The following is a 23,298-nucleotide window of genomic DNA, read 5'->3' as shown; positions in this document are numbered from 1 at the left end:
ATGAGCACCTCCACCTACACCGGAGACGTCACGGTGGGTGGCCCCGCCGACGTGCGCGAGCTGCCCGGGCTGACCATCAGCAAGGTCGCGGTCAGCGAGATGGCCAACAACGCGTACCTGCTGCGCTGCCCGGCCACCGGCGAGGCGCTGCTGGTCGACGCCGCGGCGGAGCCGGAGACGCTGCGGACGCTGATCGGGGACGCCGACCTGCGCACCGTCGTCACCACGCACGGCCACTGGGACCACCACCGGGCCCTGCCCGACGTGGTCCGGGACACCGGCGCGGTCACGGTCGCCCACCCGGCCGACGCCGCCGACCTGCCGGTGCCGGTGCAGCGGCCCGTCGAGCACGGCGACACCGTGGCCGTCGGCGAGCAGACCCTCGAGGTGGTGCACCTGCGCGGGCACACCCCGGGCAGCATCGCGCTGGTCTGGCGCGGCCCCGGCGACGCCGGCGTCCACGTCTTCACCGGCGACAGCCTCTTCCCCGGCGGGGTGGGCAACACGCAGCAGGACGCCGCCCGCTTCACCAGCCTGATCGACGACGTCGAGCAGCGGCTGTTCGCCGTCCTGCCCGACGAGGCGTGGGTCTACCCCGGGCACGGGAGCGACACGACCATCGGCGCCGAGCGCCCGCACCTCGGCGAGTGGCGGGAGCGCGGCTGGTGACCCCGGGCCCGGCTACTCGTCGCTGAAGAGCGCCACCAGCTCGTCGGGCGTGCCCGGCACGTGCAACGGGAGCACGGAGACCGACCACTCCGGGCGCCGCTCCTCGACGCCGAGCGCCAGGTCCCACGCCGCGCGAGGGGTGAGCGGGCCGAAGCAGGCGTCGTCGCCGTCCTCGCCCAGGTCGACCTCGACGAGCCACTGGTCCGACAGGTCGGCAGCGAGCTCGGCGAAGTCGGGAGCCGCGTCCTCGTCGGGCTCCGGGGAGTCGATCCGGACCGGGTAGATGAGCGCCATCCTGCGCACGGTAGGCCCCCGGGGCCCCGTCCGGCATCCCGTCGCGCCCGGGGCGTCCGGGGAACGCCCGGACCGTAGGTTGGGTCGATGACGACGCCGCAGGACGACGGCCGCTCCATGCGGCACCGCATGCTGGCCGGCGAGCCGTACCTCGCCGACGACCCGGAGCTCGCGGAGCTCAGCTCGCGAGCCCTCGACCTCGCCGACGCGTACAACGCGACGTCGGTCCGCCAGGCGGGGTTGCGCCGGAAGCTGCTCGAGCAGCTGCTGCGATCGGTCGGCGAGGGCACCGAGCTGCGGCCGCCGCTGCGCGTCGACTACGGCCGCCACCTGACCATCGGCGCCCGCTGCTTCGCCAACTTCGGGCTGGTCGCCCTCGACGTCGCCCCCATCACCATCGGTGACGACGTGCAGATCGGGCCGAACGTCCAGCTGCTCACGCCCACGCACCCGGTGGAGGCGGAGCCGCGACGGCAGAAGTGGGAGGCCGCGCAGCCGATCACCATCGGCGACAACGTCTGGCTCGGCGGCGGCGTCATCGTCCTGGCGGGCGTCACGATCGGCGCGAACACGGTGGTGGGGGCGGGCGCGGTCGTCACCCGGGACCTGCCGGCCGACGTCGTCGCGGTCGGCAACCCGGCCCGCGTCGTGCGCCGCCTGGACGAGGCCCGGTAGCCGTCGAGCCGTCGCCGGCGCCCCCGTGGGGAACGCCGGCGACGGCTCGACCGGTCGGAAGGCCGACGGGGCACGGCCGGTGCGGCCGCGCCCCGTCAGCCGTCAGTCCACGACCTCGTGACCGTGCACGTGGTCGTGCGCGAGGCCGCCGCCGCCGGCTTCCTCCTTGAACGTGCCCTGCTCGCCGGCCGGGGCCGGCAGCTCGAAGGCCGGACCGGGCACCGGTCGGCCCGGAACGCCGTTCACCGACTCCGTGGAGAACGCGAAGGTGAGCATGGCGAAGGCGATGAGGTCGCTGTTCACGTCCAGCGCGTCGAGGGCCATGTTGTCGATCTGGTCGCAGGCCAGGTGGTAGCACGGGTCGAACTGCTCCCCCGCGGTACCGCCCCAGATCGCCGCCTGCTCCTCGGTCTTGCGCACCTCGGCGCCCGTGAACAGGCCCCCGGACGGGATACCGGCGTTGATGAACGCCTGGTAGTCGCTGCGGCCGGAGTACTCAGCGTCGTCGTAGGGAACCCCGATCTTGGTGTAGTACGACTCGTAGAGGTCCTCGATCGCGGTGGAGCCCGCCGGGATCGGGGCCGAGGCGTCCCAGGTGGACTCGTCCGAGTCGTAGACCATCTGCACGTAGTTCGGCGACGCCACCATGTCGTAGTTCATGTACAGCGCGATGCGGTCGAGCTCCGACTGCGGCAGCTTCTCGACGTAGCTCGTCGAGCCGACCAGCCCCTGCTCCTCCGCGGCCCACCAGGCGAAACGCAGGGTGTTGTGCGGCTTCATCCGAGCCATCGACAGCGCCGTCTCGAGCAGCGCCGCCGACCCCGAGCCGTTGTCGTTGATACCGGGCCCGACCTCGACGCTGTCCAGGTGGGCACCCGCCATGACGACGTTGTCCCGGTCCCTGCCGCGCAGCTCGGCGATGACGTTGTAGTCGGTGCGCGTCTCCGCGGGGAGCACCTTCACGAAGGCGGTGGCACCGTCGACCGCCAGGGCCTCGCCCTGCGCGAAGCTGGCACCGACGACCGGGATGCCGTGCTCCACCGTCGTGCCGTCACCGAGGGTCGCCGCGTTGGCGACGATCAGCTCCATGCGGTCGGGGCCGTTCCCCTGGTTGAAGATGATCACCGCCTCGGCGCCGGCCTGCTCGGCGTTGACCACCTTGTCGCCGAAGTTGCAGGTACCACGCTGGACGAGGGCGATGTCGGCCGGGCCGCTGAGGTCCAGCCCGGCGAAGTCCTCGGCCTCGCAGCCGCTGCTGGAGGCGGCCGGGTCGGTCAGTGCGAGATCGACGGGGACGACGGCGCCCTCCACGGTGCCCGAGCCGCTGCCGGTGAAGACGCCGGTCTCGTACTCGGCCGCGACGGGGGTGAGCTGGCGCAGCTCGGCGGGGAAGTTGAACGTGACCTCGACCGGGTCGAGCGTGACGTCGAACCTGGCCTGCCGCAGCAGGCCCGCGACGTACTCCACGCTGTCGGCGTAGCCGTCCGTGCCCGCCGCGCGGCTGCCCGGGTAGACCGGGTCGTCGCTGTTGTCCGCGATCTCCTGGAACGCGCGCTGGTGCTCGAGGATGTCCTCGAGGTCGACGCACTCCAGCAGCTTCTCGTAGGTGATGTTGTGCCGGCGGTCGCACGGATCCCGTGGCAGGGTGTTCGAATCCCGCGGCGCGGCGGTGGCCGTGGTGGCGGGGAGGGCCAGCGCCAGGAGCAGCCCGCTGGTGCCCAGTGCGATGGCTCGAGCCGCCGTCCGTCGTGCGGACGCGGTCCGTCGTTCGTTCACGCTCGATCCCTTTCGATCGGTGGTCGGCGGCGCTGCCGCCTGAGCCGGCGCCGTTGCCGGCACCGGAACTCCACCGGAGGAGAGGGCGCTTGCATAGGGGTAGTTCGCGATCCGGAACCCGCGGGAGCCCGCGCGGCGCCCGCCCGTCGAGCGCTCTTCTCCGGGCCGACCTGCGCATTCGGTGTGAGGCAGGTCACGACACGCTGAGACCGGGGACGACGCTCCGTGACAGGCCGTGACGCTCGGCGAGCGGTGTCGGCGGCGCGGACCTCAACCTGCCCCGTCCACCGGGAGCCACCGGCCCCACCAGCGCAGCAGGTGCGCCAGGCGGTCCACCCGGTGGCGGGGGCGGCCACGGCGCGCCAGCTCGTGCCCCTCCCCGGGGAACAGGAGCAGCTCCGCCGGCACCCCGTGCCGGACCAGCTCCGCGTACAGGCGCTGCCCCTGTTCCAGCGGCGTCCGCCGGTCCTCCTCCGAGTGGACGACCAGCGTCGGGGTGCGGATCTTCCCGGCCTGGGCCAGCGGGCTCTGCGCCGCCAACCGCTCGGGGTCGGTGCCCAGGTGCGTGTCGACCAGGTACCAGCCCTCGTCGGAGGTGCCGGCGAAGGCGACCGGGTCGGTGAGCGCGCCCTCCACCACGGCTGCCGCGAACCGGTGCGTCCGGCCGATCAGCAACGCGGTCAGCGAGCCGCCGTAGCCGCCGCCCATGATCCCCACCCGACCGGCGTCCAGCGCCGGCTCGGCGAGCACCGCGTCGAGGAAGGCCAGCACGTCGTCGGCGTCCGGGCCGCCCCATGCGCCCCGGACAGCCCGCCCGTGAGCCGCGCCGTAGCCGGAGGAGCCGCGCGGGTTGCACTGCACGACCGCGTACCCGGCGGAGACGAGGACCTGGACCTCCTCCGACAGCTCCCAGCCGCACTGGCGGAACGGCCCGCCGTGCACCACGAGCAGGACCGGGTGCGGGCGCGGCCCCGGTGGCGCGGTCACCCAGCCGTGCACCGCGTACCCGTCGGGCGCCTCGGCGGTGCGCTCGCGCATCCGGTGCAGCCGCCCGGTGGCGCCGAGTTCGCGGCCGAAGCCGGTGAGCAGCCGGCGCCCCCCGCCGCTGAGGGCCAGCAGCTCCCCGGCCGACCGGTCGTGGGCCACCGTGGCGACGACGACCGCGCCCCCGGTCGCGATGCGCCGGACGGTGAACGGGCCGTCGACGAGCGTCTCGGGCGGCCCGCCATCCAGCGGAACGCGCAGCAGCTCGACCGCGCCCCGTCGCTGGACGCCGACCAGCACCGCTCCGTCGGCCAGCACGGTCGCGGCGGTGGTGTCGCCCCGGCCGTGCTGCTCGCGGTCGAGGAGCACCGCCAGCGGGCCGCCGTCGACGGGAACCCGGCAGGGCACCGCCTGCCGGGCGACCGCGTCCACGCCGTCCGGCCCCAGGTCGGGGATGGCGGTGAGCACGATCGTGGCGCCGTCCGGCGTGTACGCCGGGGAGGAGCAGTCGCCGCAGCACTCCGTGACGCGTCGGAGGCCGGAGCCGTCGGGGCGGATGGCGTACACGTCCCGGACCAGATCCCGGTCCGCCCGGTCGTGGCGCGCCGACACGAATGCCAGCTCGGCGCCGTCCGGACGCCACGTCACGTCCGCGCAGTCCGCCTCGCCCACCGTCACCTGCACCGGCTGCGGTAGCGCGGCGGTGTCGTCGGCGAAGTCGGCCGGCAGGGAGGCGACGAAGACCTGGGCGGGACGGTCGCGGAAGAAGCCCAGCCCGTCCCGGCGGTAGGTCAGCGTGGTGATGAGGCGGGGCGGCTCGTCGGCCGGGCCCACGCCGGGGACCGTGCCGTACCGGCCGTGCTCGGGCACCCGCGCGACGTACGCGAGGCGGCGGGAGTCCGGGGACCAGACCGGCGCGCCGGCACCCAGCGGATGGTCGGTCAGCCGGCGCGGCGCGCCACCGGCGGCGGGCAGCACCTGCAGCTGCGGACGGCCACCGGGTTCCGCGCCCAGGTAGGCCAGCCACCGACCGTCCGGGGAGAACTGCGGGTCGGTGTCGCACCGGCCGGTGGTGAGCGGGCGCGCCGGCGCGGAGCCGTCGGTGGGCACCGCCCACAGCTGGCTGCGGTACTCGTCGACCTCCGGATCGGGCCAGCCGACCGCCACGACCACCATCCGCCCGTCGGGCGAGACCGTCGGCGTCCCCGGTGTGCGCAGGAGAGCGAGGTCCGACGGCCGCATGCCGGGGACGCTAGCCGAGGGGCCCGGCCCGGCCGCCCGGCGGCCGGGCCGTCGCCGTCAGCGTGCGGCGTCGTCCCCACCGGGGTCGCTCGTACCGGCGGTCCGCGCCTCGACCGTTGCGGCGGCCGCGGGGCCACCCGGGGGACGGCCCCGGCCTCCTCCGGCTCGTCGGCCGAGACCAGCCGGCCCCGCGTGCGGAGCCGGCTGGGCGACCGGTGCCGCCCGGGGGGTCACCCCACCCGGGCGGCACCGGCCTGGGCTCAGTCGGTCGAGCCGTCGTCCCGCGAGGTCACCGGCGCGTTCCTCGGGTCCGGCGGCCCCTCGCCGCGCCCGGGGGTGTCCAGACCGTCGCGGCTGCCCGGGGCGGGCACGTTGCGCCCGGTCCGGTCGGCGCCCGGGTCCCCGGCGCCCGTCGGGCTGGTGTAGCCCGCCGCCTGGTCGCGCTTGTTCTTGGCCAGGCTGGCCACGGTGGTCACCAGCAGGGTGACCAGGATGACCGTCAGGGACAGCCACGTCGGGATCTCGGGCACCACCGTGACGTGCTCGCCGCCGTTGATGAAGGGCAGCTCGTTCTCGTGCAGGGCGTGGATGAGCAGCTTGATGCCGATGAAGCCGAGGATCACCGCAAGGCCGTAGGCCAGGTAGACCAGGCGGTCCAGCAGCCCGTCGATCAGGAAGAAGAGCTGCCGGAGCCCGAGCAACGCGAAGGCGTTGGCACTGAACACCAGGTAGGTCTCCTGGGTCAGCCCGAAGATCGCCGGGATGGAGTCGACCGCGAAGAGGATGTCGGCGCTACCGATGGCCACCAGTGCGATCGCCAGGGGCGTGATGTAGCGCTTGCCCTCGAGCTTCGTGACCATCCGGTCGCCGTGGTACTCCTTGGTCGTCGGCACGGCCTTGCGGGTGAGGCGGAGGAGGACGTTCTCCTTGAACTCCTCGTCCTCGTTGTGCCCGCCGCTGCGCGCCTGCGCCCACGCGGTGTAGATGAGGAATCCGCCGAAGAGGTAGAAGACCCAGCTGAAGTTGTTGATCGCCGCGGCGCCGACGAGGATGAAGATGGTCCGCAGGACCAGCGCGAACGCGATCCCGAACAGCAGCACCTTCTGCTGCAGCTCCCGCGGTACCGCGAAGCTCGCCATGATCAGCACGAAGACGAACAGGTTGTCCACCGAGAGGCTCTTCTCGGTGATGTAGCCGGCGAAGTACTCACCGCCGTACGTGCCGCCGTAGGCCCACAGGATCAGCAGGCCGAAGACGACCGCGATCCCAACGTAGATGGCCGACCAGGTGGCCGATTCCCGCAGGGTCGGCGCGTGCGGGGTGCGCACGTGGCCGTAGAAGTCGAAGACCAGCATGCCGACGATGGCGCCGACCGTGAGGGCCCACACCCAGAAGGGCACGTCCATTGCAGAAGACCTCCGGTATCACTGCCGACGTCCGGCACCGGAGGTCTCTCCCGCCGCCGGCCGAGGGCCGGCGACCGGCAGCACCGGAGGCCATGGGACCTCGTGATGACGACGCTGCCGCGCGGGGATACTCCCCTCCACCGTGCAACCCCGTCGCCATGCACGCGTCGTCGGGTGCCGGCGCCGGGGTACTGGCGCACACCGTACCCCGGCGCCGCGTGAACTACCGCTCGTGCGTCCCGTCACCCGGGCGCGCCGCCCGACCCCCTGCCCCGGTCATGTCGTGCCCGGCCTCGCCGACGCCGCGACCGAGGGGGTCGCCCTCGGGCGCGTGCAGCCCCACGTGCGGGTCGCCGCCCTCGGGCCGCTCCGCGGCGGCCAGGCCGTGCGGAGGCCGGGGGGTGGCCGCGGCCCGCAGCGCCTCGTGCTCGGCCTGGTCCCGCCGGCTGCGCGCCAGGCTGGCGACGGTCGTCACCGCGAGGGTCACCCCGATGACCGCCAGGGAGAGCGAGATCGGCACCTCCGGGATCACCGTCCACGGCTCGCCCCCGTTGATGAAGGGCAGCTCGTTCTTGTGCAGCGCGTGGATGAGCAGCTTGATGCCGATGAAGCCGAGGATGACCGACAGGCCGTAGCTGAGGTAGACCAGCCGGTCGAGCAGGCCGTCGATCAGGAAGAAGAGCTGCCGCAGGCCGAGCAGCGCGAACGCGTTGGCCGAGAAGACCAGGTAGGCCTCCTGGGTGAGCCCGAAGATCGCGGGGATCGAGTCGACCGCGAAGATGATGTCGGCCGTGCCGATGGCGATCAGCGCGATGGCCAGCGGGGTCAGGAAGCGCTTGCCGGCCTGCTTCACCACCATCCGGTCGGAGTGGTACTCCTCCGTCGTCCGCAGCCGCTTGCGCGCGAACCGCAGGACGGCGTTCTCCTCGAACTCCTCGGCGTCGTCGTGCCCGCCGCTGCGGGCCTGCACCCAGGCGGTGTAGACCAGGATCGCGCCGAACAGGTAGAAGACCCAGCTGAAGTTCTCGATCGCGGCCGCGCCGACGGCGATGAAGATCGTGCGCAGCACCAGTGCGAAGGCGATGCCGAACAGCAGAACTTTCTGCTGGAGCTCCCGGGGCACCGCGAAGCTCGCCATGATCAGCACGAAGACGAACAGGTTGTCGACCGAGAGGCTCTTCTCGGTGACGTAGCCGGCGAAGTACTCACCGCCGTACGTCCCGCCGTAGAAGATCCAGATCAGGATGCCGAAGATGACCGCGAGCGCGACGTAGATCGCCGACCACGTGGCCGATTCACGCAGGGTGGGCGCATGCGGCGTGCGCACGTGGCCGAAGAAGTCGAAGGCGAGCATCGCCACGATCGCGGTGACCGTGAGTGCCCACACCCAGAAGGGGACGTCCAAGTAAAACCTCCGGAGACTGGCGGATGTACGTCAGTGCCGGAGGTCTCTCCCGCCGCCGGACGTGCCGGCGACCAGCAAGGCCGGAGGTCGGGAATGCGTCCCCGTCCTCGTACTGACGACCCTGCCGCGGGGGGATACTCCCCTCCTTCAGCGGGGCAGCGCTCGGGGCAGCCACCATCGCCACCACCGCACCCTGCTCCGAGACCGACAACGCGCGCGGCTCCCCGGGAGTTCCCGTCGGGCGAGGTGTCTCAGGCGTGCGCGGCGTCGAACTGGCGCAGCTCCTTCTTCAGCTCGTTCAGCTCGTCCCGGAGACGGGCGGCGACCTCGAACTGCAGCTCGCGGGCGGCGGCGAGCATCTGCTCGTTCATCTGCGTGATCAGGTCCGCCAGCTCGGCGCGCGGCAGGCCCTGCACGTCGATCGAGCCGGCCTTGACCTTGCCCTTCGACGACAGCCCCGGCACCGGGGCCTTGCCGCGGGACTGCTGCCGCCCCGATCCGCCGACGAGCTCGACCGACTCGGAGTCCTCGGCCTCGCGGTAGATGCCGTCGAGGATGTCGACGATCTTCTTCCGCAGCGGCTGGGGGTCGATACCGCGCTCGGTGTTGTAGGCGATCTGCTTCTCGCGCCGGCGGCTGGTCTCGTCGATCGCCTGCGCCATGGAGGGGGTGATCTTGTCGGCGTACATGTGCACCTGCCCGGAGACGTTGCGCGCCGCGCGGCCGATCGTCTGGATCAGCGACTTGCCCGACCGGAGGAACCCCTCCTTGTCGGCGTCGAGGATCGCCACGAGCGACACCTCGGGCAGGTCCAGCCCCTCGCGCAGCAGGTTGATGCCGACGAGCACGTCGTACTCGCCCTGCCGCAGTTCCCGGAGCAGTTCGACGCGGCGCAGGGTGTCGACCTCGGAGTGCAGGTACCGCACCTTGATGCCCAGCTCGAGCAGGTAGTCGGTGAGGTCCTCGGCCATCTTCTTGGTGAGCGTGGTGACCAGGATCCGCTCGTCCTTCTCGGTGCGCAGGCGGATCTCGTGCACCAGGTCGTCGATCTGCCCCTTCGTCGGCTTGACCACGACCTCCGGGTCGATCAGCCCGGTCGGCCGGATGACCTGCTCGACGACGTCGCCCTGGACGCGGCCGAGCTCGTAGTCCCCGGGCGTGGCCGAGAGGTACACCGTCTGGCCGATCCGGTCGGTGAACTCCTCCCACTTCAGCGGGCGGTTGTCCATGGCCGACGGCAGCCGGAACCCGTGCTCGACCAGCGTGCGCTTGCGGCTCATGTCGCCCTCGTACATGCCACCGATCTGCGGCACCGTCACGTGCGACTCGTCGATGACGAGGAGGAAGTCGTCGGGGAAGTAGTCGATCAGGCAGGCGCCGGCGCTGCCGGCCGCCCGGCCGTCGATGTGCCGCGAGTAGTTCTCGATGCCGGAGCAGAACCCGACCTGGCGCATCATCTCGATGTCGTAGGTGGTGCGCATGCGCAGCCGCTGCGCCTCCAGCAGCTTGCCCTGCTTCTCGAGCTCCGCGAGGCGCACCTCCAGCTCCGCCTCGATGGAGGCGATCGCCCGCTCCATGCGGTCGGGGCCGGCCACGTAGTGGCTCGCCGGGAAGACGAACAGCTCCTCCACCTCGCGCACGACCTCGCCGGTGAGCGGGTGCAGGTAGTACAGCCGCTCCACCTCGTCGCCGAACATCTCGATCCGGACGGCGAGCTCCTCGTAGACCGGGAAGACCTCGATCGTGTCGCCCCGCACCCGGAACGTGCCGCGGGTGAAGGCGAGGTCGTTGCGGGTGTACTGCTCGGTGACCAGGGTGCGCAGCAGCTCGTCGCGGTCGCGCTCCTCCCCCACCGAGATCTTCAGCGCGCGGTCGACGTACTCCTCGGGCGTGCCCAGGCCGTAGATGCACGAGACCGTGGAGACCACCACGACGTCGCGCCGGGTGAGCAGGCTGTTGGTGGCCGAGTGCCGCAGCCGCTCGACCTCCTCGTTGACCGAGGAGTCCTTCTCGATGTAGGTGTCCGTCTGCGGGACGTAGGCCTCGGGCTGGTAGTAGTCGTAGTAGGACACGAAGTACTCGACCGCCGCGTCGGGCAGCAGCTCGCGGAACTCGTTGGCCAGCTGCGCGGCGAGGGTCTTGTTCGGCGCCATCACCAGCGTCGGGCGCTGCACCTGCTCGATCAGCCACGCCGTGGTCGCGGACTTGCCGGTCCCGGTGGCGCCGAGCAGGACCACGTCCTTCTCCCCGGCGTTCACCCGCTCGGCGAGCGCCTTGATCGCCGCCGGCTGGTCGCCCGCGGGCTCGAACTCGCTGACGACGCGGAAGCGCCCCTGCGTGGGCCGGAGATCGGTGGTCGTGCGCACGCGTCGACGGTACGTCGGCGGTGTGACAGAAGGCGTCGCGCGCGCACCGGGCGGTGGCTGGGGCGGAGGGGACGGCGGCGGCGGGGCGGGTACTTGTCTGCACCGGCTCGCACCCCTAGCGTGCCCAGTCGCAGGAGCGGTCCGCGCCGAGGACCAGCGCCACCCGGGCTCCCCGGGCGAGGTCGGACCCGGCGCGCCGCCGGTCCGGCCCCGCCGGGCAGGCGGCACCGCCGCGCCCGGTCGGCCGGGCTCCTCGGTGGCACCCCGGCCGGGCCTGCGCACGACGCCCCCCGCGGCCCGCCGCGGGGGGCGTCGTCGTCGCCCGCCGGGCCGGCGTCCCCGCCGGGGGCCCGGGCACGGTCGCCGGTCTCACGCCCGCCAGAGGTGTGGCGGGCCCCGGACGCGGGCACCGGGGTCCCGACGTCCGTCGAGACCCGGTCGCGTGAGCACGTACCCGGGTCTCCCGCCCCCAGCCCCGGGGCGCCCTTGGCAGGAGGAACGACCCAGATGACCCAGGTGTGGCCCGGTAGCGCCTACCCCCTCGGTGCCACGTACGACGGCACCGGCACCAACTTCGCGATCTTCAGCGAGGTGGCCGAGAAGGTCGAGCTGTGCCTGTTCGACGAGGACGGCAACGAGGAGCGCGTCCGGCTGCCCGAGATGGACGGGTACGTCTGGCACGCCTTCCTGCCCGGCATCCACCCCGGTCAGAAGTACGGCTTCCGCGTGCACGGTCCGCACGACCCGGCGCAGGGCCTGCGCTGCAACCCGAACAAGCTGCTGCTCGACCCGTACGCGAAGGCGATCGACGGCCAGATCGACTGGGACCCGTCCGTCTTCGGCTACGACTTCGAGACCAAGGAGCGCAACGACGACGACTCCGCGGCGCACATGCCGAAGTCCGTCGTCGTCAACCCCTACTTCGACTGGGGCGTCGACCGCCCGCCGAGGACGCCCTACAACAAGACGGTCATCTACGAGGCCCACGTCAAGGGGCTGACGATGACCAACCCGCGGATCCCGGAGGAGCTGCGTGGCACCTACGCCGGCGTCGCCCACCCGGCCACCATCGAGCACCTGCAGGAGCTCGGGATCACCGCGATCGAGCTGCTGCCGGTGCACCAGTTCGTGCAGGACGACACGTTGCAGCAGAAGGGCCTGCGCAACTACTGGGGCTACAACACGATCGGCTTCTTCGCGCCGCACAACGAGTACGCCAGCAACACCACGGCCGGGCAGCACGTGCAGGAGTTCAAGGGCATGGTCCGGGCCCTGCACGAGGCGGGCATCGAGGTCATCCTCGACGTCGTCTACAACCACACCGCCGAGGGCAACCACCTGGGCCCGACGCTGTCCTTCCGCGGCATCGACAACCGCACGTACTACAAGCTCGTCGAGGGCGACGAGCAGTACTACATGGACTACACCGGCACCGGGAACACGCTGAACGTCCGCACCCCGCAGGCCCTGCAGCTGATCATGGACTCGCTGCGCTACTGGGTCACCGAGATGCACGTCGACGGCTTCCGCTTCGACCTCGCCTCCGCCCTGGCCCGCGAGCTGCACGCCGTCGACCGGCTGGCCACCTTCTTCGACCTCGTCCACCAGGACCCCGTCGTCAGCCAGGTCAAGCTCATCGCCGAGCCCTGGGACGTCGGCGAGGGCGGCTACCAGGTCGGCAACTTCCCGGCGCTGTGGACCGAGTGGAACGGCAAGTACCGCGACACCGTCCGCGACTTCTGGCGGGGCGAGGGCGGCACGATCGGCGAGTTCGCCGACCGGATCTCCGGCTCGTCGGACCTGTACCAGCACTCGGGCCGGCGGCCGGTGGCCAGCATCAACTTCGTCACCGCGCACGACGGCTTCACGCTCAACGACCTCGTCTCCTACAACGAGAAGCACAACGAGGCCAACGGCGAGGGCAACAACGACGGCGAGAGCCACAACCGCAGCTGGAACTGCGGCGTCGAGGGCGAGACCGACGACCCCGAGATCCTGCAGCTGCGCGCGCAGCAGCGGCGCAACTTCATCACCACGATGATGCTGAGCCAGGGCGTGCCCATGCTGCTGCACGGTGACGAGCTCGGGCGCTCGCAGGGCGGCAACAACAACGGCTACTGCCAGGACTCCGAGCTGACCTGGATCGACTGGGAGAACGTCGACGAGGGCCTGCTGGAGTTCACCAAGAAGGTGACCAGGCTGCGCTGCGACCACCCGACGTTCCGCCGGCGCCGGTTCTTCCACGGCCGGCCGGTCCGCCGGGGGCTGGGCGACCCGGTGCCCGACATCGCCTGGCTGGCCCCGTCCGGCGAGGAGATGGCCGAGGAGGACTGGGACGCCGCCTACGCCAAGTCGCTGGCGGTCTACCTCAACGGCGTCGGGATCCGGGAGACCGACGAGCGCGGCGAGTACGTCTCCGACGACCACTTCTACCTGGCCTTCAACGCCTCGCACGAGCCGATCGAGTTCGCCCTGCCCAGCGCCGACTACTCGCAGAGCTGGACGCCGGTGCTCGACACCGCCGAGATGCACGAGGTGGAGCCGGTGGAGATCAAGCCCGGCGAGAAGGTCACCGTGCAGGGCCGCTCGATCGTCGTCCTGACCGGTCCTGCCCAGTGAGCGAGCCCATCCGGGTGCCGGGGAGCGACCGCCGCCGCGCGGACCCGGCGGCGACGTACCGGCTGCAGGTGCACGCCGGCTTCCCGCTGCAGGACGCCGCCGAGGTCGCGGGCTACCTCGCCGACCTCGGCGTCACCCACGCCTACTCCTCCCCGCTGCTCCGCTCGGCCGAGGGCAGCAACCACGGGTACGACACCGTGGACCACGCGCACATCGACGAGGCGCGGGGCGGGCAGGCCGGGTTCGACCGGTTCGTCGCCGCGCTGCACGAGCACGGGCTCGGGCTGGTGCTCGACCTGGTGCCCAACCACATGGGCGTCGACGACCCGGCGGCGGCGCCGTGGTGGTGGGACGTGCTGCAGCACGGGCGGGCCAGCGCGCACGCGGCCGCCTTCGACATCGACTGGGACTTCGGCGGTGGCAAGGTCCGCATCCCGGTGCTCGGCTCGGCCGACGACCTCGAGAAGCTCGAGGTGGTCGGTCGGGAGGGTGGGGGTGACGGAGACGGGGAGCTCCGCTACTACGACAACCGCTTCCCGATCGCCCCCGGCACCGGGGAGGGAACGCCGCAGGAGGTGCACGCCCGGCAGCACTACGAGCTGGTGGACTGGCGCCGCGCGGACAGCGATCTCAACTACCGGCGGTTCTTCGCGATCAACACGCTCGCCGGCCTGCGGGTCGAGGACCCGGCGGTCTTCGAGGCCACGCACGAGCTGGTGCTTCGACTGGTGCACGACGGCGCCGTCGACGGGCTGCGGATCGACCACCCCGACGGCCTGGCCGACCCGAAGGGCTACCTCGATCGCCTCGCCGAGGCGTCAGGCGGCCGCTGGACCGTCGTCGAGAAGATCCTCGAGCCCGGCGAGGACCTGCCCGGCAGCTGGGCGACCGCGGGGACGACCGGCTACGACGCGCTCACCGAGGTCGATCAGGTGCTCGTCGACCCGGCCGGGGAGCCGGCGGTCACCGCCCTCGACACCGAGCTCGCGGGCCGGCGGGTCGACTACGCGCAGCTGGTCCACGACTGCAAGCGCGAGGTCACCGACGGGATGCTCGGCTCGGAGGTCGCCCGGCTGGTCCGCGTCATCGGCGCGCTCGGGGGGGCGGGCGGTGGCGCAGTCGACGGCGAGCAGCAGACCGAGGCCCTGGCCGAGCTGCTCGCCTCCTTCCCGGTCTACCGGAGCTACCTGCCCGACGGCCGGGAGCACCTGGACCGGACCGTGGCCGCGGTCCGGGAACGCCGCCCCGACCTGGCGCCGGCGCTGGAGGCGCTGCACCCGGTGCTCTCGCAGGCCGGTAGCGAGGCGGCCACCCGCTTCGAGCAGACCAGCGGGCCGGTCATGGCCAAGGGCGTCGAGGACAGCGCGTACTACCGGTGGGCGCGCTTCGTGGCGCTGAACGAGGTGGGCGGTGACCCGGCCCGCTTCGGCAGCACGGTGGCCGAGTTCCACGAGGCCCAGCGGCGGCGGCTGGCGTTGCGACCGCGGTCGATGACCACGCTGTCGACGCACGACACCAAGCGCAGCGAGGACGTGCGCGCCCGGCTGGCCGTGCTCGCCGAGCTCCCCGCCGAGTGGGCACGGCTCGTGCGGGGCTGGATCACCCGGCACCCGCTGGCCGACCGCGCGCTGGCCCACCTGGTGTGGCAGAACCTGGTCGGCGCGTGGCCGCTCTCCCGGGAGCGGGCGCACGCCTACGCGGAGAAGGCCGCCCGCGAGGCCGGCACCTCCACCACCTGGACCGATCCGGACCAGGAGTTCGAGGGGCAGCTGCACGCCCTGGTCGACGCCGCCTACGACGACCCCACGACGCGGTCGGAGATCGACGCCTTCGTCACCCGGGTCGCGCCGCTGGGCTGGTCGAACTCGCTGACCCAGAAGCTGCTCCAGCTGACCATGCCCGGTGTCCCCGACGTCTACCAGGGCACCGAGCTGTGGGACTTCTCGCTGGTCGACCCGGACAACCGCCGCCCCGTGGACTACGCCCGGCGCCGGCAGCTGCTCGCCCGGCTCGACGGCGGGGAGGTACCTGCGGTGGACGAGACCGGCGCGGCGAAGCTGCTGGTCGTGTCACGGACGCTGCGCGCCCGCCGGGACCACCCCGAGTGGTTCACCGCGTACGAGCCGGTGGCGGTCACCGGATCGGCGGCCGACCACGTCGTCGCCTACGACCGGGGCGGCGTCGTCGTGGCCGGGACGCGGCTGCCGGCGACGCTGGGGCGCAACGGCTGGGGCGACACCGCGCTCCAGCTGCCGAACGGCGCCTGGCGGGACCTGCTCACCGGTGGACGGGTGGTCTCGGACGTCGCCGGTGTCGCCGCCGACGTCGCTCTCGCTCGGCTGCCGGTGGCCCTGCTCGTGCGGGAGTAGGTGCCACCGCCGGTGGCGCCGGACCACCCTCCTGCGCCACCGGCCGACGTCACGACGCCAGCCGGGTCTCCGCCGCGGCGGTCGCGCGACGCCGCCAGGGGCCTGGCTTCGGCACCGGGTGCGGTGCCGTCGGCAGGGACCAGTGCCCCCCGAGCCATGCATCGAACGAACGGGGCTCGTACCGCATCGTGCCCCCGCTCGGGTACGGCGTGAACTCGCCGAACCAGACCGCGTCCCCGGTGGTGTACAGGTCGACGCGCATGAAGTCGAAGGAACGCCCGAGGACCTGCGCGGCGTGCAGCATGGCGGCCAGGTTCTCCGGCGCCTCCATCGGTGGCCCGCACGGGGCGACGAGCTGGACGGGGATCTGCTCCCAGTCGGGGGTGTAGTAGCTGCGCGTCTGCTCGCTCGTGAACCTGCCCCGGTCCACCTGGACCGCGGCGACCTCGCCGTCGAAGACGAGGAACTTGTAGTCGTCCAGGGGGGCTCCCCCGGCGATGTGCTCCTCCAGGAGGAAGAGCTTGCGGGCCCTGCTGTAGGCCCACTCCCCCAGGAGCGCGCTCTGGTCGTCCCGCAGCCACTCCCGCGTCGCCGCCACGGTCGAGGCGTCGATCACGTCCGAGGCCGACCCGAACCGCACGAGGCCGCTGCGGTGGTTCGGCTTGAGCACCCACGGGCGGTCGAAGGGCCGGCCGACCACCGCGCCCAGGTCCTCGCCCCACCACAGCGTCTCGGGCACCAGCACGCCGGCCTCCTGCTGGAGGCGCTGCGCGTGGTCCTTCATCGCCAACTTGTCGCACGTCCACTCGAGCTCGGGCCGGCGGTCCCGCAGGATGCGCCAGCTGACCTTCTCCGTGAACGTCTGCGGGTCCCGGAGGCGAGGGAGGCGCCGCTGGCCGGCCAGGTAGAGGTACCGCCGCCGGGCAGCCGGCGGCAGGAGCCCGGCGAACCGGCGGTGCGCGGGCTGCAGGGACGAGCGAAGACGTGCGTTCAGGTGGCTTCGGGGCATCACATATCTCTCTGCGGAGGACGCCGGCACGTCCGGCGGTCCCTTGGCCGGGGCGGACACGCGTGTCCCACCGTGGCGGAGAGGCTAGCGGCGATCGGCGAGCGAGCTTCCCGTTCTCCCTCCGTCGAGCGAGAGCCGCCGGCGGGCTGGGCCACGGGACCCGTCGAGGCGGCGTCCCCGGCGAGCGGGGATCGCCCAGGGAGCAGGCGGCATTCCGCGGCCGTCGGGCCGCAGGTGGCTCAGGTGGTCACGACAGCGAGGTGCCCGGCCGGTGCTCGGCGAGGTCGGCCGGTCGTCGGGCGAGCCGGACGGTCGACCGGGACACCGAGATCATCGCCGCCAGGAAGACGATGGCACCGGCCATCTCCAGCGACTCCTCGATCGAGGAGGCCACGACGAACGCCAGGCTGCCCTTCTGGCCACCGTTGAGGTCGTAGGCGAGGCCGCCGATGGCCTCGACGCCCATCGCCCCTCCGACGTACAGCACGGCGGCGATCACGACGAGCCGACCGATGGAGGTGGGCAGCGCGCGCAGGAATCCGAGGTAGGCCAGCGCGAAGGCGACGACGACGGGCGCCGCGATCAGGATCCAGCCGAACGAGAAGATGCCGCGGGCGTCGATCAGCGAATCGACCACCACCTCGGCCGATTCGTGCAACCTGGCCGCCTCGTCGGCGGAGAGGTAGGCGAAGGCGACGGCGAGGAACGCCCAGTGCCGCCACCACCTGTCCTCCGCGGTGCGACGGTCCACGGCGATCCCCCAGACGACCAGGGCCGAGAGGAGCAGGATCGTCGCGGACAGCCAGGACGCCAGATTGGCCTCCTGGTCGACGCTGAAGATCCGCAGCAGGCCCTGGAAGCCGAAGAAGACCGGCTGCCGCACGCCGCTGTCGAGCTCGGCCGCGTTCGCCGGCTGGGCCGCGACCACCCGCAGCACGAGGCTCACGAGGTTGATGACGATCGCGGCCACGCTGAGCGCGACGAGCAAGCGTCTGGTGTTGCCGATCGGCACCATCGTGACCGTCTCCCGCCATCTCGAGCCCCGTGGGCAGTCATCGATCCGGCGACCTTAGCCCCGTCACTCCTGTCGCCGTCCTCGGTCGTGCCCTGGGCGGACGCAGGCGGCCGGGTCGGAGCCGGTCGTGGCGCCGAACGGCGAGAGCCCCCGGTCGCCGGCCGAGCCGAGCGACTCCCCGTGGGTAGCATCCGGCTGCGTGACAGCAGGACGAGACGCGGAGCAGGTGCGGCTGCTGTGGACCGGCGGCTGGGACTCGTCGTTCCGGCTGCTGCACCTGTTGCTCGTCGAGCGACGCCCAGTGCAGCCGATCTACGTGATCGACACCGGTCGACCGAGCACGCTCTTCGAGCTGCGCGCGATGGAGGCCATGCGCGCAGGGGTGCTCGCACGACTGCCGGACCCCTCCCTCCTGGCCCCGACCGCATGCGTCCTGGCGAGCGACCACCTGCCCGGCCCACGTGACGCGGCGATCGGGGAGCGCCTGCGCCGGGAGACGACGATGGGCACCCAGTACGTCTGGCTGAGTGGCCCCGCCGAGGCGCTCGGGTGGTCGGACGTCGAGCTCTGCATCGAGCGTTACGAGTCCGGCCTCAGCGACTGGCAGCGCAGGGTCTTCGACGAGCCGGGGCAGCTCAACGGCTCACCGGAGTCGGAGCTCTTCCGGTTCTGGTCGTTCCCCGTGATCCACCTGACCAAGGAGGAGATGCGGCAGATCGCGCAGGCCCACGGCTTCCTGGATCTGCTCCTGCTCCGCTGGTCCTGCTTCCGCCCGCTGGATGGGAAGCCGTGCGGCCGGTGCCGGCCCTGCCGGCTCACGCACGACGAGGGGGTCCGGTTCGCCAATCCCGTCCTCGTCGCGGTGCGCGACCTCGGCCGCAAGACGAGGAAGGCGCTACGGGAACCCGCCGCGGCGCTGGACGTGCTGCGACGGCGCTGAGCTCAGCGCGGCGGCTGCGGCACCGACCACCGCGCCCCGAGCCACGCGTCGAACTCCGCCGGCTCGAACCGCGTGACACCGCCGCCCGGGTACGGCGTGAGCTCGCCGAACCAGAGGATGCCACCCGCGTCGTACAGGTCGACCCGCATGAAGTCGAAGGGGTGGGCGAGCACCTCCGCTGCGCGCAGCATCGCGGCCAGGTTCTCCGGAGCTGCCGTCGATGGCCCGCTCCGCACGGTCTTCTGCACGGGGAGGGGCTCCCAGTCGGGGGTGTAGAAGTTCCTCGCCTGCCCCGTCGTGAACCTGCCCCGATCCACCTGGATCGCGGCGACCTTCCCGTGGAAGACGAAGAACTTGTAGTCGTCCAGCGGCTCACCGGCGGCGATGTGCTCCTCGACCAGGAACAGCCTCCGGGCCTGGCTGTAGGCCCACTCCCCCAGCAGCACTCCCTCGTCGTCCCGCGACCAGTCCCGCGTCGCCTCCACCGTCGAGGCGTCGATCTCCTGCGTGGCCGCCCCGAACCGCACGAGACCGCTGCGGTGGTTCGGCTTCAGCACCCACGGACGGTCGAAGGCGCGGCCGACCACCGCCCCGAGATCCTCGCCGCACCACAGCGTCTCGGGCACGGCGATCCCGGATTCGTCCCGCAGCCGGGAGGCGTGCTCCTTCATCGCCAGCTTGTCGCACGTCCACGCCAGCTCGGGCCGCCGGTCGTTCAGGATGCGCCAGTTGACCTTCTCCGAGAACGTCCGCGGGTCCCGCAGCCGAGGCAGCCGCCGGTGTCCGGCCAGGTACAGGTACCGCCGCCGGGCAGTCGGCGGCAGCAGCCCCGCGACCCGGCGGTGCGCCGGCTGCAGGTAGGAGCGGAGAGCCGAGTTCAGCCGACTGCGGGGCATCGTTGAGTCCTCCCTGCGCGGGACGCCGGCATCTCCGGCGGTCGTCTCTCCGTGGCGCACACGGGTACCCCGCGGCCGCGGAGGGTCTGGATGGGAGCTCCCGTCCCGGAACCCCGCCGCGGTGGACGCACGCCGCCGGCGGATCCGGGCCGCTCAGAAGCGGATCGCATCGATCACCTTCGCACGGACGGCGATGATCACCGGCAGCAGCCCGGCGAGCGCGGTCGCGCAGACCCTCTCCAGCACCACCGCGGGGAAGATCCGGCCGGCCGTCCTCGTCCCGGGCCTCCGACAACGCGCCGGGGACGCCGGTCACGCGACACCCCGGCCGGTCGCGGCGTCGAGCGCACCGACCTCGATCGCGGCGTCGAGCGCACCGACCGCGATCGCGTGGTTGGGCGCCGGCGGTGCGGGCATGAAGCTCGCGCCTGGAACCCCTCGGCCAGGTCCGTCCCGCCCGCTCCCTGGAGGCCCCCGCATGTCCGCACCCGTCGAGTTCTCCGTCTGGGCCCCGTTGCCCGAGCGCGTACGGGTCCAGGTCGACGGCACCGTCCGCGACATGCGCCGGGACGACGGCGGCTGGTGGCGCGCCGAGGTCGAGGCCGGGCCGGAGGCGGACTACGGCTTCCTCCTGGGCGACGACGACACGCCCCGCCCCGATCCGCGGTCCCGCCGCCAGCCCGAGGGCGTGCACGGGCTCTCCCGCCGGTTCGACCCGTCCGCCCACCGCTGGGGCGACGGTGCGTGGACCGGCCGCCAGCTCGCCGGTGGCTCCGTCTACGAGCTGCACGTGGGCACCTTCACCCCGGAGGGGACGCTGGACGCCGCGGTGGCGCGGCTGGACCACCTGGTCGACCTCGGGATCGACTTCGTCGAGCTGCTGCCGGTCAACGCCTTCGACGGCACCCACAACTGGGGCTACGACGGCGTCCTCTGGTACGCGGTGCAGGAGAGCTACGGCGGCCCCGCCGCCTACCAGCGCTTCGTCGACGCCTGCCACCAGCGCGGGCTGGGCGTGATCCAGGACGTGGTCTACAACCACCTGGGCCCGTCGGGCAACTACCTGCCGCTGTTCATGCCGGTCTTCAGCGAGGGCGGCGCGAACACCTGGGGCGAGTCGGTCAACCTGTCGGGCCCGGACTCCGACGAGGTGCGCCGCTACATCCTCGACAACGCGCTGATGTGGCTGCGGGACATGCACGTCGACGGGCTGCGGCTGGACGCCGTCCACGCCCTGGTCGACGAGCGGGCCACCCACCTGCTCGAGGAGATGGCGCAGGAGGTGGACCGGCTCTCGGCCGCCGTCGGGCGGCCGCTCACCCTGATCGCGGAGAGCGACCTCAACGACCCCCGGATGGTGACCCCGCGGGTGGCGGGCGGCACCGGCATCCACGCCCAGTGGAGCGACGACTTCCACCACGCGCTGCACGCCACGCTGACCGGCGAGGACCAGGGCTACTACCGCGACTTCGCGCAGGCCGGGCTGGGCGGGCTGGCCAAGACCCTCACCGGCGCCTTCTTCCACGACGGCGCGTGGTCGAGCTTCCGGCGCCGGCACCACGGCCGGCCGGTGGACACCGCACGGCTGCCGGGCTGGAAGTTCGTCACCTACCTGCAGGACCACGACCAGATCGGCAACCGTGCCGTCGGCGACCGGATCTCGGCCTCCCTCTCCCCCGGGCTGCTGGCCGTCGGTGCGACGCTCGTGCTGACCAGCCCGTTCACCCCCATGCTGTTCATGGGCGAGGAGTGGGGGGCCGCCACGCCGTGGCAGTTCTTCACCAGCCACACCGACCCCGAGATCGGCCGGGCGACGGCGGAGGGGCGCAAGGGCGAGTTCGCCGAGCACGGGTGGGACGCCGCCGAGGTGCCCGACCCGCAGGACCCCGAGACCTTCACCCGGTCGAAGCTGGACTGGTCGGAGCTGGGCGAGGAGCCCCACGACCGGCTGCTGGCCGTGCACCGCTCGCTGCTCGCCCTGCGCCGGGCCCACCCCGACCTGGTGGACGCCGACCTCTCCGCCGTGCAGGTCAACTGGGACGACGCCGACCGCTGGCTGGTCGTGCACCGGGGCTCCCTGCGGGTGGTGGCGAACCTGGCCGACCAGCCACGGGAGATCGACCTCGACGTGCCGGTCGCCGACGTGCTGTTCGCCACCGGTGAGCTGCCGGCCCTCGACGGACGCACGGTGACGCTCCCGCCGGAGAGCGCGGCCGTGCTCGGCACCCGCTGACGTGCGCCGGCTGTTCCCCGAGCCGGCCGAGCTCGACGACGCCGGCCTCGTCGAGGCCTACCGCTGCCCGCCCGGGCGGTGGCTGCGCATGGACTTCATCGCCTCGCTCGACGGCGCCGTCGCCGTCGACGGGGTGAGCGCCGGCCTGGGCTCGCCCGGCGACCGCCGGGTGTTCCGCGTGCTGCGCGCGCTCGCCGACGTCGTCCTCGTCGGGCACGGCACGGCGGCGACCGAGGGCTACCGGCCGGTGCTGCCCGACTCGCCGGTCGGGCGGCTGCGGGACGAGCTCGGCCGCACCCCGACCGCGCCGGTCGCCGTCGTCTCCCGGCGCGCCGCGCTGGACCCGGCGAGCACGCTGGTCACCGCCGCCGTCTCCCCCACGATCGTGGTCACCTGCGCCGCCGCCGACCCCGGACGCCGCGCGGCCCTGGCCGCCGCCGGCGTCGAGGTGCTGGTGTGCGGCGACGACGACGTCGACCTGCCGGCCGCGCTCGACGCCCTGGCCGAGCACGGCCTGGAGCAGGTGACCTGCGAGGGCGGTCCGCAGCTGCTGCGGACCGCGCTGGGGGCCGGGGTGGTCGACGAGCTGGACCTGTCGGTGTCACCGACGCTGGTCGGCGGCCAGACGCGGCTGCTCGAGGACGCCCTGCCGGCACCGGTGCGGCTGACGCTGCACCAGGTGCTCGAGGAGGACGGGATGCTCTTCACCCGGTACGGCGTGGGCGGCGCGACCTCCGCGTAGGGGTCGGCGCGCTGGTCAGGCCCGCACGACGACCACGGTCCCGCGCACGGCGGCGCCGTCCACCGCGGTCCACCCGGCCTCGATCGACCCCGCCGCCTCCCCCGGGGCGCTGTCACCGGGCCGCAGCACCCGGACGAACTCGACCGAGGTGGTGGCCTCCGGCGCGCCGGCGCCGGTCCAGTGACCCGTCACCGAGGGGTCGGGGGTGTCGCTGTCGTCCTGGTGCTGCGCCTCGGCCGCCCCGGCGACGAAGGCGAGCACCTGCGCGACGGCGACCGGGTCGTGCGCGGCGTCGTAGATCCAGCGCGTGCCGAGGACGCCGTGCTCGGATGTGCCGAGCAGTCCCTCCTCCGCCCCGGGAAGGGGGGCGCCGCGGTAGCTCAGCGGCACGAAGTACGTCGTCTCCCGGCCCGGTGGGCCGTCGGCGACCACGAGGAACTCGAGCCCGACCTCGCCCGCGGGGTCGTCGAGCCGGAATCCCCCGGCCCGGCGCAGCGCCGGTGGTGCGCCCGGAGGGCGGTACCAGGGCTGGCGGGGCAGCCACCCGCCGATCAGCTCGAGCTTGGTCGGCACCATCGTCGTCCGGTGGATCGTCGCCATGGCCACATCCTGCTCCGGGCTGCTCGGGGACGGGACCGCGGCGGGTGACGTGCGAGGG

General features: G+C 72.8%; 17 protein-coding genes. 7 read left to right on the top strand and 10 right to left on the bottom strand.

Annotation, left to right across the window (positions count from 1 at the left end):
- Positions 1–669: an MBL fold metallo-hydrolase gene (locus ACI79S_RS03205; RefSeq protein WP_456591998.1), complete on the top strand. Its 669-nt coding sequence runs from the start codon at positions 1–3 to the stop codon at positions 667–669.
- A 12-nt stretch (positions 670–681) separates the two neighbouring features.
- Here the strand turns inward: ACI79S_RS03205 and ACI79S_RS03200 are convergent, their stop codons facing one another.
- Positions 682–963, bottom strand: a complete 282-nt coding sequence (locus ACI79S_RS03200; protein WP_456591997.1) for a hypothetical protein — start codon at positions 961–963, stop codon at positions 682–684.
- 87 nt (positions 964–1,050) lie between these two features.
- Here ACI79S_RS03200 and ACI79S_RS03195 point away from each other — a divergent pair, with 87 nt between their 5' ends.
- Complete coding sequence (locus tag ACI79S_RS03195) at positions 1,051–1,638, top strand: sugar O-acetyltransferase (RefSeq protein ID WP_456591996.1); 588 nt, start codon at positions 1,051–1,053, stop codon at positions 1,636–1,638.
- Positions 1,639–1,740: 102 nt separating this feature from the next.
- Here the strand turns inward: ACI79S_RS03195 and ACI79S_RS03190 are convergent, their stop codons facing one another.
- The 5 genes from ACI79S_RS03190 to uvrB form a co-directional block, all read right to left on the bottom strand.
- Positions 1,741–3,414, bottom strand: a complete 1,674-nt coding sequence (locus tag ACI79S_RS03190; RefSeq protein ID WP_456591995.1) for a M28 family metallopeptidase — start codon at positions 3,412–3,414, stop codon at positions 1,741–1,743.
- A 270-nt stretch (positions 3,415–3,684) separates the two neighbouring features.
- Positions 3,685–5,640 carry a S9 family peptidase gene (locus ACI79S_RS03185; protein ID WP_456591994.1) on the bottom strand — a complete coding sequence of 652 codons (1,956 nt, stop codon included), beginning with the start codon at positions 5,638–5,640 and terminating at the stop codon, positions 3,685–3,687.
- A gap of 260 nt (positions 5,641–5,900) precedes the next feature.
- Complete coding sequence (locus ACI79S_RS03180) at positions 5,901–7,046, bottom strand: TerC family protein (RefSeq protein WP_456591993.1); 1,146 nt, start codon at positions 7,044–7,046, stop codon at positions 5,901–5,903.
- Between the two features lie 223 nt (positions 7,047–7,269).
- A complete protein-coding gene (locus tag ACI79S_RS03175) occupies positions 7,270–8,451 on the bottom strand; it encodes a TerC family protein (protein ID WP_456591992.1) in 1,182 nt (393 codons plus the stop codon).
- 251 nt (positions 8,452–8,702) lie between these two features.
- Positions 8,703–10,817, bottom strand: a complete 2,115-nt coding sequence (gene uvrB / locus ACI79S_RS03170) for an excinuclease ABC subunit UvrB (RefSeq protein WP_456591991.1) — start codon at positions 10,815–10,817, stop codon at positions 8,703–8,705.
- Positions 10,818–11,324: 507 nt separating this feature from the next.
- On the opposite strand from uvrB, the gene glgX reads away from it, so the two are divergent.
- On the top strand, positions 11,325–13,436 hold the full coding sequence (glgX, locus tag ACI79S_RS03165) for a glycogen debranching protein GlgX (protein WP_456591990.1): 2,112 nt from the start codon (positions 11,325–11,327) through the stop codon (positions 13,434–13,436).
- Positions 13,433–15,805 (top strand): malto-oligosyltrehalose synthase, encoded by a 2,373-nt coding sequence (treY, locus tag ACI79S_RS03160; protein ID WP_456591989.1) that lies wholly within the window; start codon positions 13,433–13,435, stop codon positions 15,803–15,805. Before glgX ends, treY begins: the two co-directional genes overlap by 4 nt.
- Before the next feature lie 49 nt (positions 15,806–15,854).
- Here treY and ACI79S_RS03155 read toward each other — a convergent pair whose 3' ends face one another.
- Both ACI79S_RS03155 and ACI79S_RS03150 read right to left on the bottom strand, forming a co-directional pair.
- Positions 15,855–16,814, bottom strand: a complete 960-nt coding sequence (locus ACI79S_RS03155; protein WP_456591988.1) for an ATP-grasp fold amidoligase family protein — start codon at positions 16,812–16,814, stop codon at positions 15,855–15,857.
- Between the two features lie 247 nt (positions 16,815–17,061).
- Positions 17,062–17,829: a hypothetical protein gene (locus tag ACI79S_RS03150; protein ID WP_456591987.1), complete on the bottom strand. Its 768-nt coding sequence runs from the start codon at positions 17,827–17,829 to the stop codon at positions 17,062–17,064.
- Between the two features lie 199 nt (positions 17,830–18,028).
- On the opposite strand from ACI79S_RS03150, the gene ACI79S_RS03145 reads away from it, so the two are divergent.
- A complete protein-coding gene (locus ACI79S_RS03145; RefSeq protein ID WP_456591986.1) occupies positions 18,029–18,769 on the top strand; it encodes a hypothetical protein in 741 nt (246 codons plus the stop codon).
- Positions 18,770–18,771: 2 nt separating this feature from the next.
- Here the strand turns inward: ACI79S_RS03145 and ACI79S_RS03140 are convergent, their stop codons facing one another.
- Positions 18,772–19,665 (bottom strand): ATP-grasp fold amidoligase family protein, encoded by an 894-nt coding sequence (locus ACI79S_RS03140; RefSeq protein WP_456591985.1) that lies wholly within the window; start codon positions 19,663–19,665, stop codon positions 18,772–18,774.
- Positions 19,666–20,143: 478 nt separating this feature from the next.
- Between ACI79S_RS03140 and treZ the strand changes: the two genes are divergently transcribed.
- A complete protein-coding gene (gene treZ / locus ACI79S_RS03135; protein WP_456591984.1) occupies positions 20,144–21,898 on the top strand; it encodes a malto-oligosyltrehalose trehalohydrolase in 1,755 nt (584 codons plus the stop codon).
- Position 21,899: 1 nt separating this feature from the next.
- Positions 21,900–22,640: a dihydrofolate reductase family protein gene (locus ACI79S_RS03130; RefSeq protein ID WP_456591983.1), complete on the top strand. Its 741-nt coding sequence runs from the start codon at positions 21,900–21,902 to the stop codon at positions 22,638–22,640.
- A gap of 15 nt (positions 22,641–22,655) precedes the next feature.
- On the opposite strand, the gene ACI79S_RS03125 is transcribed toward ACI79S_RS03130, so the two are convergent.
- Positions 22,656–23,240, bottom strand: coding sequence for a maltokinase N-terminal cap-like domain-containing protein (locus ACI79S_RS03125; protein ID WP_456591982.1), 585 nt, complete (start codon positions 23,238–23,240; stop codon positions 22,656–22,658).
- Positions 23,241–23,298 lie beyond the last annotated feature (58 nt).

It is taken from the genome of Blastococcus sp. SYSU DS1024, from assembly GCF_054050795.1.
The sequence above is the reverse complement of the archived record's forward strand: the minus strand, read 5'-3'. Positions and strand labels throughout refer to the sequence as shown.